General features: G+C 47.2%; 6 protein-coding genes. 4 read left to right on the top strand and 2 right to left on the bottom strand.

All coding sequences use genetic code 11. The features are described from left to right. A partial coding sequence (locus CAG69_RS08990) for a CHASE domain-containing protein (RefSeq protein ID WP_161443815.1) occupies positions 1–1,080 on the bottom strand: 1,080 nt, incomplete at its 3' end. 291 nt (positions 1,081–1,371) lie between these two features. Here CAG69_RS08990 and CAG69_RS08985 point away from each other — a divergent pair. The 3 genes from CAG69_RS08985 to CAG69_RS08975 are packed head-to-tail and all read left to right on the top strand — an operon-like array spanning position 1,372 to position 6,834. Then, positions 1,372–2,004, top strand: a complete 633-nt coding sequence (locus CAG69_RS08985) for a DUF2760 domain-containing protein (protein WP_017634945.1) — start codon at positions 1,372–1,374, stop codon at positions 2,002–2,004. After that, on the top strand, positions 2,004–3,968 hold the full coding sequence (locus tag CAG69_RS08980) for an Hsp70 family protein (RefSeq protein WP_161443813.1): 1,965 nt from the start codon (positions 2,004–2,006) through the stop codon (positions 3,966–3,968). The genes CAG69_RS08985 and CAG69_RS08980 overlap by 1 nt, the downstream gene beginning before the upstream one ends. A 55-nt stretch (positions 3,969–4,023) precedes the next feature. Continuing rightward, complete coding sequence (locus CAG69_RS08975; protein WP_161443812.1) at positions 4,024–6,834, top strand: Hsp70 family protein; 2,811 nt, start codon at positions 4,024–4,026, stop codon at positions 6,832–6,834. A 98-nt stretch (positions 6,835–6,932) separates the two neighbouring features. Here the strand turns inward: CAG69_RS08975 and CAG69_RS08970 are convergent, their stop codons facing one another. Continuing rightward, positions 6,933–7,127 (bottom strand): hypothetical protein, encoded by a 195-nt coding sequence (locus tag CAG69_RS08970; RefSeq protein WP_005394200.1) that lies wholly within the window; start codon positions 7,125–7,127, stop codon positions 6,933–6,935. 86 nt (positions 7,128–7,213) lie between these two features. On the opposite strand from CAG69_RS08970, the gene CAG69_RS08965 reads away from it, so the two are divergent. Further along, positions 7,214–7,900, top strand: coding sequence for a DNA-3-methyladenine glycosylase I (locus CAG69_RS08965; RefSeq protein WP_012841859.1), 687 nt, complete (start codon positions 7,214–7,216; stop codon positions 7,898–7,900). Positions 7,901–8,076: the final 176 nt, after the last annotated feature.

The following is an 8,076-nucleotide window of genomic DNA, read 5'->3' as shown; positions in this document are numbered from 1 at the left end:
GTCTCGCTCTGCCATTCTTTTTAATTCAACGGTTTTGAGCTCCAACATGACCGCTAAGCGCTCTTTTTCTCGAGACTGTAAATTCACAATCCAACTGATCAAAAAGGCGATTACCAATCCGGCTAGCGTCGTGCCCGCTAAAATAGAACGCTCCCAAGCTGAGACTGCGTCAGAAAGCTTAAAGTCAATACGCCATTCACGGTTAGGCAGTTGAATGGTTCGGCTTATAACGGTTCCTCGAATGTTATCCCAGCTAGCACTTTGAAAGAGAACAGGGTCATCTGCTGCGTCGAATCCCAAGTCTTCTACGCGCACCGACATATCGAGCTCCGTCGCGGTTTTCGTAATCAAATCCTCAAAGTAAACCGTACTTCGGATAACGCCGGTCACTACTCCTAATAAATATTTGTTCTCGAAGTCGAACACTGGATGGAACACCAGCAACCCAGTCTTAGGTATGGACTTGTCATAACCATCTTGCAGTAAGCGAACTTTATCCGAGACATTCGCTCGCCCATTTTCGGAAATATCATCCAAGATTAAATCGAAGCGTTTGCGCGAAAAATAGAAACCCAATAGAGAAAGGTTTTCCGGTGTTCTTGGGTAGATATCCGACGCGATAAAAATTGGCTCATTGTGTTCAAAAATGTACCCGTAGGTTTTGGGACCATCTTTAGGAACGGTAAACGGTTGGAAGTTTGGAAATTTTTGACGGGTCTTTAAAATATGTTCATCAAGATCTTCGAATTCGACCTTTTGCATCCATTGAAGTCCAATGAGACTTCGTGAGCTATTAATCACTTGTTCCGCATACATGGGAAACGATGGCCAATAGCTTCGCTCAATCGAATGGAAAAAGTTTGCGCCCGCACCAATGAACTTTAGATCATTCTCGACGTTTGCTTTAAGTGATTCTGCTTGTCGGTCGGCTAAAGTATCAAACGTCGTCTGTGTATACCGTTGCTGCATTGTATAAGCAGCACCAACTACACCAGCAGTGACACATAAAGTCGCCAAAAAAGCTAAGATAGAGTCTGAATGTCGTTTTATAAAGCTCTTATGAGCGGTGCTTTGTGTCATATCGTAATTTTTGATACTTCCGTAAGTTAAACTTCGGGATCTATTGAAATACTGCGTTAGCAATGCACAAACATCAAGCAACAACCTATATTGGGGAGTCTGATCGTCGATTTTTCACGCTGTTCGTACGGTATAGTCACGAATTATTACAGCCTTAAGCCTTGAATATGCTACCATCCGTCATCATTTTAATGTCTAAACTTGGTGCAAGATCGCAAAGACGATCGTTTTAGTGAACAAATATGAGCCAATACTGAGCACCAATAAATCAATAGAAAGAGAAAAAACGTCATGAACATTGATTTGAACCTAATTCCTCAAACGTTCGATATGCTTCACGCTGGCCTAACCGCATCGAGCGTTTTGCTTCTTCTAGTTGCAGTGTCGCGCAAATCAAAAGTGGTCGAGAAAGTGGTAGAAAAACCAGTCGAGAAAATCGTCGAGGTTGAGAAACCAGTTGAGAAGATCGTTGAAGTAGAAAAAGTAGTGGAAGTAGAGAAAGTCGTAGAGCGTGTTGTAGAAGTTGAATCAAAACTTGCAACCGCATCAACGGACTCTGCAATGCAGCTGCTTTCTATCATGCAACAAGAAGCTCGTCTGATTGACTTCCTAAAAGAAGACCTAACGTCATTCTCTGATGAAGAAGTAGGCGCAGCTGCTCGCGTAATCCACACTGGCGGTCAGAAAGTACTGAACGACTACGTGACGCTAGCGCACGTTCGTAACGAAGACGAAGAAACTCGCATTACGGTTGAAGAAGGCTTCAACCCACAAGAAATCCGCCTAACTGGCAACGTAACAGGCAGCGCGCCATTCAACGGCACGCTAGTTCACAAAGGTTGGAAAGCAACATCAATGACGTTGCCTAAACTGGCTGAGAACTACGATGCATCTGTGATCGCTCCAGCTGAGGTTGAGCTGTAATGGAACACATGAACCAAGAAAACCATTCTCAAGAAGCGTCTGTTGAAACTCAACAAACGCCTAAATTCAGTGTTGGTATCGACTTAGGTACAACACACTGTGTCATGTCTTTTGTTGATACTCACGACGAAGACGCTCGCGTTGAAGTGATGCCTATCCCGCAGCTTACTGCGCCGGGTACGGTAGAGACTCGTAGCCAATTAGGCTCTTTCCTATACCAGCCGCACGAGCACGAAATGAACCCGCAATCACGCGTTCTTCCGTGGTCGAGCGAGCCAAAAGCTCTGGTTGGTGCAATTGCACGTAACCTAGGTTCGAAAACGCCAATTCGTCTTGTTGCAAGTGCGAAATCTTGGCTTTGCCACGCTGGTGTGAACCGTCGTGATGCCTTCCTACCAGCAGGTAGCCCAGAAGAAGTGGAAAAAGTATCCCCTCTTCGTGCGACAGAGCTTTACCTAGAGCATCTAAAAGACGCTTGGAATCACACGAATCCAAATCACAACCTTGCCGATCAAGACGTAACTATTACAGTTCCTGCTTCTTTTGACCCTGCAGCTCGCGATCTAACAGCAGAAGCAGCACGCAACGTTGGTTTTGTGCACCTAACGCTTCTAGAAGAGCCACAAGCTGCGCTTTACAACTGGATTGATAACAGCGACGACAAATGGCGCGACGAAGTTGAAGTTGGCGACATCGTGCTTGTGGTCGATATCGGTGGTGGTACAACCGACCTTTCTTTGGTTGAAGTAACTGAAGACGATGGCAACCTAACTCTGAACCGCATCGCGGTAGGTGAACACATCCTACTTGGCGGTGACAACATGGATCTTGCACTTGCGTACCGCTTGAAGATGAAGCTAGCGCAAGAAGGCAAAGAGCTACAGCCATGGCAAGTTCAGGCGATGACGCACGCATGTCGTGACGCGAAAGAAGCGCTATTGAACGACAGCGAACTTCAGTCAGTGCCAATCGTAGTACCAAGCCGTGGTTCTAAACTGCTTGGCGCAACGCTGAAAACAGAACTGACTCAAGAAGAAGTACAACAAACACTGGTTGACGGCTTCTTCCCTCAAGTTGCGATTACTGACCACCCTGTTCAACGTAACCGTGGTGCACTAACGCAAATGGGTCTGCCTTACGCACAAGATGCAGGCATCACTCGTCACATTGCTGCATTCTTGTCTAAGCAAGCTAATGCCCTTTCTGCTTCAGGAAATGGCTCAGAAGCAGCAGCTCAAGATTTCAATCCATTCGCTAACATGCCTGGTATGCCAGGTGCGGATGCAGCGCAATCAGCTGACTTCATCAAGCCAACGGCAATCCTATTCAACGGTGGTGTTCTGAAATCGAAACTTCTAGCAACTCGTCTAGAAGACACGATCAACGAATGGCTAATTGAAGCAGATGCTGAAATGGCAAAACGCCTAACAGGTGTAGATCTAGACCTTGCAGTTGCTAGCGGTGCGGCTTACTACGGCTCTGTACGTCGTGGACAAGGCGTTCGTATCCGTGGTGGTATTGCTTCGGCTTACTACGTGGGTATCGAAAGTGCAATGCCAGCGATTCCAGGCATGGCACCTCCAATGGAAGCACTTTGTGTCGCACCATTTGGTATGGAAGAAGGCTCAAGCGTTGACGTACCAAGCCAAGAGTTTGGTTTGATCATCGGTCAGCCAGTTAACTTCCAATTCTTCGGCTCAACGGTTCGTCGTGATGACCTAGCGGGTACTCACCTAGACTACTGGGCACCAGAAGAGCTTGAAGAGCTTCCAGAAATCCAAGTAACGCTGCCTGTATCTGAAGGTCGTCGTGAAGGTGAAGTGGTTCCAGTAACCCTAGCCTCTCGCGTCACAGAGCTTGGTACGCTTTACTTAGAAGCCATTGCCGCTGATAACGGTCAAAAATGGCATGTTGAGTTCGATGTGCGCGAAGACGCGAAAAGCAACTCAAACGAAGAAGAATAAATAGAAATCAAACGGCATCCAATCGGGTGCCGTTTTTAAATACACGAAGGTTTGTATGGCATCTCCTCGTTTTCTTGTTGGTATTGACCTTGGCACCACAAACACGGTGGTGGCGTATTGTGAAATCACCGACAACCTTGAACAATCCGAAGTATCCCTATTCGACATCGACCAATTAATTGGTCCGGGTGAAGTGGTTCGTAAACCATTACTGCCCTCTTTCCGCTATCACCCTGCGGTTGGTCAAATCTCCCCTTCTGACCTAACACTCCCTTGGGAAAACGAACCTGTCTCTGGCGACATTAGTAATGTGATCGTGGGTGAATGGGCTCGTGAATTAGGCGCTAAGGTGGAAGGACGTCAGGTATCCAGCGCTAAAAGCTGGCTATCGCACCAAGCAGTGGATCGTAGTTCAGACATTCTTCCTTGGGCTGGTGCGCAAGACGTAGATAAAGTCTCACCCGTTATTGCCAGCGCAAGCTACCTCAACCACATTCGTCAAGCATGGAACTACCGTCACCCTAGCAATAAGCTAGAAGACCAAGATGTGATTGTTACCGTTCCAGCTTCGTTCGATGAAACCGCTCGTAAGCTCACGCTTGAAGCTGCACAGCTGGCAGGTTTAAAGAAAATCGTACTGCTCGAAGAGCCACAAGCCGTATGTTACGACTGGTACGCACGCCACCAGCAGACCGCTGCTGATGAACTCAAAGAGTTGCCGCTGATTCTGGTGTGTGATGTGGGCGGTGGTACTACCGACTTGAGCTTGATTGAAGCCAGTTTCTCTTCTCAAGATGAGCTAGCCCTTGACCGCATTGGCGTTGGCGAACACTTGATGCTGGGTGGTGATAACCTCGACTTAGCATTAGCGCACCTTGCAGAGAGCCGCTTCAACCAAAGTAAGAAGCTCACTGCTGCAAGCCTGACTAAGCTGATTCAGCAAACGCGTAAAGCGAAAGAAAACCTACTTTCAGCGAGTGCACCTGAAGAAGTAAAAATCACCATGCTAGGCAGCGGCTCGAAACTTCTTGGCGGAACAAAGAGTATTGGGCTGAGCAAACAAGAAGTGCACCAAATCGCTTTGGATGGCTTCTTCCCGCTTTCTGATTTCAGTGAAGTACCAGACAAACGTCGCAGCGCGGTTGTCGAGTTTGGTCTTCCATACGTTGCTGACCCAGCAGTGAGCAAGCACGTGGCCGAGTTCTTAACTCAGCATCAGCAAGTTGCTCGTGCCGCTCTTGGCATTGAAGACGACAAACAAAATGCCATTCCAGTCGGTTTGCTACTCAACGGTGGTGTGTTCAACAGTGAACTTGTGACCGAGCGAGTCACTACCCTACTTTCCGATTGGCGCGGCGCTCCGGTTACGGTATTAGATAACCCACATCCAGATTGGTCAGTTGCACTGGGTGCTGTTGCGTTTGGTAAAGCACGCCGTGGTGCACAGCTAAAAATTGGTGGTGGTGCAGCGCGTTCTTACTTCTTGCATCTTCAAGAAAAGAACAAGATGGGCAAAGCGCTTTGTTTACTTGCAAAAGGTACAGAAGAAGGTCATGAGATCCGCTTAAGTGGTCGTCGTTTCTCGCTTACCCTAGGTGAACCTGTTCGCTTTAACCTGCTGACTTCTACCCACGACACCTTAACCAATAACACCGCTATTCAAAACGGCGTGATGGTGGACGTTGACCCCGACTTATTTGCTCCTCTGCCACCTTACATCACGACACTTGAAGGTGAAGGCGCCGAACTGCAAGCTAACCAGAAAGAGCGTGTCGAAGTGCAATTGGCTTGTCAACTAACAGAAGTTGGCACTCTTAAGATGGAGTGTGTCAGCGCCGAGGACGACAACAAACGTTGGGAACTCGAATTTGAAGTCCGTAACAAGCAAACCGACGACAGTGAACAAGTTAAGCTTCACCCTAAACTGAACGAATGTAAGGAGCTAATCGCTCGCCTATACAGCGGTAACAAAAAAAGCGCAGAAGGCAAAGAGATCAAAACCTTAGCCAAAGATCTTGAGAAGAAACTGGGTAAACGCGATGAGTGGGACTTCACCACACTCCGTCAACTTTTCGATACTTTTGCGCAGGGTCGTAAGCGTCGTCGTCGCTCTGAACAACATGAGAAAAACTGGCTTCGTTTAGCTGGCTTTGCACTGCGTCCGGGCTTTGGCGATCCAACAGACTCTTGGCGTATTGAGCAAGTTTGGGGACTGTATCAACAAAATATTCAGTTCAAAAACCATCAAGGCTGGACAGACTGGTGGGTATTCTGGCGACGTATCGCGGGCGGTCTAAGCCAAGAACAACAAGAAACCATTTTGGCAGACATCGCAAAATATCTGCATCCCGGCGCGATGAAAAACCCACAATCCGCCAAAGCGGCACAAGACATGGGTTACGAATCCATGGTGCGTCTTTCAGCCTCGCTAGAGCATCTAGAAGTGGAAGATAAAGTTCTATTAGCAACGTGGTTCTTGAGTAAAGCGATCAACCAAAACCAGTTTGAACAAGCGCACTGGTGGGCGATGGGACGTTTGGCTTCTCGCACACCACTTTATGGCAGCCAGCACAACGTCATTCCTCGTGAACAAGCAGAACAGTGGTTGCCTAAGTTGTTAGAGCAGAACTGGCAGAAAGAGCCAATGATCGCTTTCGCAGCCGTAATGATTTGTCGTAAGACGGGGGACCGCCTGTTTGATATTTCTGACGACTACCGTGAGCAGGTCTTGGTTAAGTTGAAGCAAAGCAAGGTGCCTGAATCTTGGGTATCACTGGTTGAAGAAGTGAAAGAGCTTTCAGAAAGCGAATCAAAACGCGTCTTCGGTGATGCTTTACCAAGCGGTTTAACGCTAGTTCATCATTAAATCCACTCTACACAAGAAGACGAGTTAGACGTGCAAAGCCCTTCCGACGAAGGGCTTTGTTGTATCGCATTCTTTTGGTTTTGGTCGTGTACAACGCGCTAATTCATTTCTGTCGTAATCACTACATCGCGCGTTTCGTTATCCATATCGCTAATACCGACCACCGACACTTCTCTGTCCGATAGAGTTTCAATTAAGCTGTCTTCTAATCCGCCATCAGCCAGCCAAGTATAAAATTTATCCGCGATACGCTCCGAACCTTCCCCGACAAACGTTAATGTGACCTTCTTCATTTGTGACACTCCATCAATTTACGATTCAGCCACTTAAGCGTAGTATGTTTCGCAAATATCGACATAAACTAGGACTAACTTCTTTTATGAGTATCGAAAAATTTGACGCGATTTATCAACGTGCTGCTGAGCGAAAAGGCGGAGAAGATCAGCTTGAAGCGCTATTGTCTCACCCATTAAGTAAGGAGGAATTAGCAGCGATTCCCGATGACCGTTGGCTCGCCGCTTTTTCGATGAAGGTGTTCCAAAGCGGGATTTCGTGGAGCGTGGTTCGCAACAAGTGGCCGAACTTCGAAGAAGTGTTCTTCGGCTTTAAGATTGAGCCACTATTGATGCTGTCAGACGAACAATGGGAAACCAAAGCGACCGACAAACGCATCATTCGCCACCTCACTAAAGTCATGTCGATTCCGGCCAACGCTCGCATGATCCATGAAGCAAGAATCGAATATGGCTCGTTCAGTAACATGATTGCTGAATGGCCTCGGGAAAAGATCACGGATCTATGGGGCTACTTGAAGAAGCATGGTAGTCGTCTGGGTGGAAATACAGGCCCTTACACTTTACGCCAAATGGGCGTGGACACTTTTATTCTGTCTAACGATGTCGAAGCTTATTTACGCAACTGCAAGATCATTGAAGGCGGCAAAGACACGAAAAAGTCCTTGGACTCTGCTAATAAAGCCTTTATTCAGTGGCAGCAAGAAAGTGGAAGAAGCTTGACCGAAATCAGTCAAATTATCGCGTTTAGTACTGGTGACAACCGAATTTAAACAAGCACTTTGTAGCTCTGGGGGCGAAATTCCGGCCCCCCCTATAACGCATGATATTTGCACGAATCACTCTACTTTAGCTCTTACTGATATTACTACTTTCTCGATTCCTCCAAAAAATCCCTCCTTAAAGTGGCAAAATCCCCCTTCAAATCACAAAAAGTTATCATATCGAC

This window comes from Vibrio sp. V43_P6S15P86, from assembly GCF_009904725.1.
In the GTDB taxonomy this organism is placed as follows: domain Bacteria; phylum Pseudomonadota; class Gammaproteobacteria; order Enterobacterales; family Vibrionaceae; genus Vibrio; species Vibrio diabolicus.
Note: the sequence above shows the minus strand (reverse complement) of the source record. Positions and strands in the feature narration are given on the sequence as shown.

Coding starts and splice junctions, on each gene's coding strand:
- CAG69_RS08985 (WP_017634945.1), top strand. CDS start 1,372: ATGAACATTGATTTGAACCTAATTCCTCAAACGTTCGATATGCTTCAC.
- CAG69_RS08980 (WP_161443813.1), top strand. CDS start 2,004: ATGGAACACATGAACCAAGAAAACCATTCTCAAGAAGCGTCTGTTGAA.
- CAG69_RS08975 (WP_161443812.1), top strand. CDS start 4,024: ATGGCATCTCCTCGTTTTCTTGTTGGTATTGACCTTGGCACCACAAAC.
- CAG69_RS08970 (WP_005394200.1), bottom strand. CDS start 7,127: ATGAAGAAGGTCACATTAACGTTTGTCGGGGAAGGTTCGGAGCGTATC.
- CAG69_RS08965 (WP_012841859.1), top strand. CDS start 7,214: ATGAGTATCGAAAAATTTGACGCGATTTATCAACGTGCTGCTGAGCGA.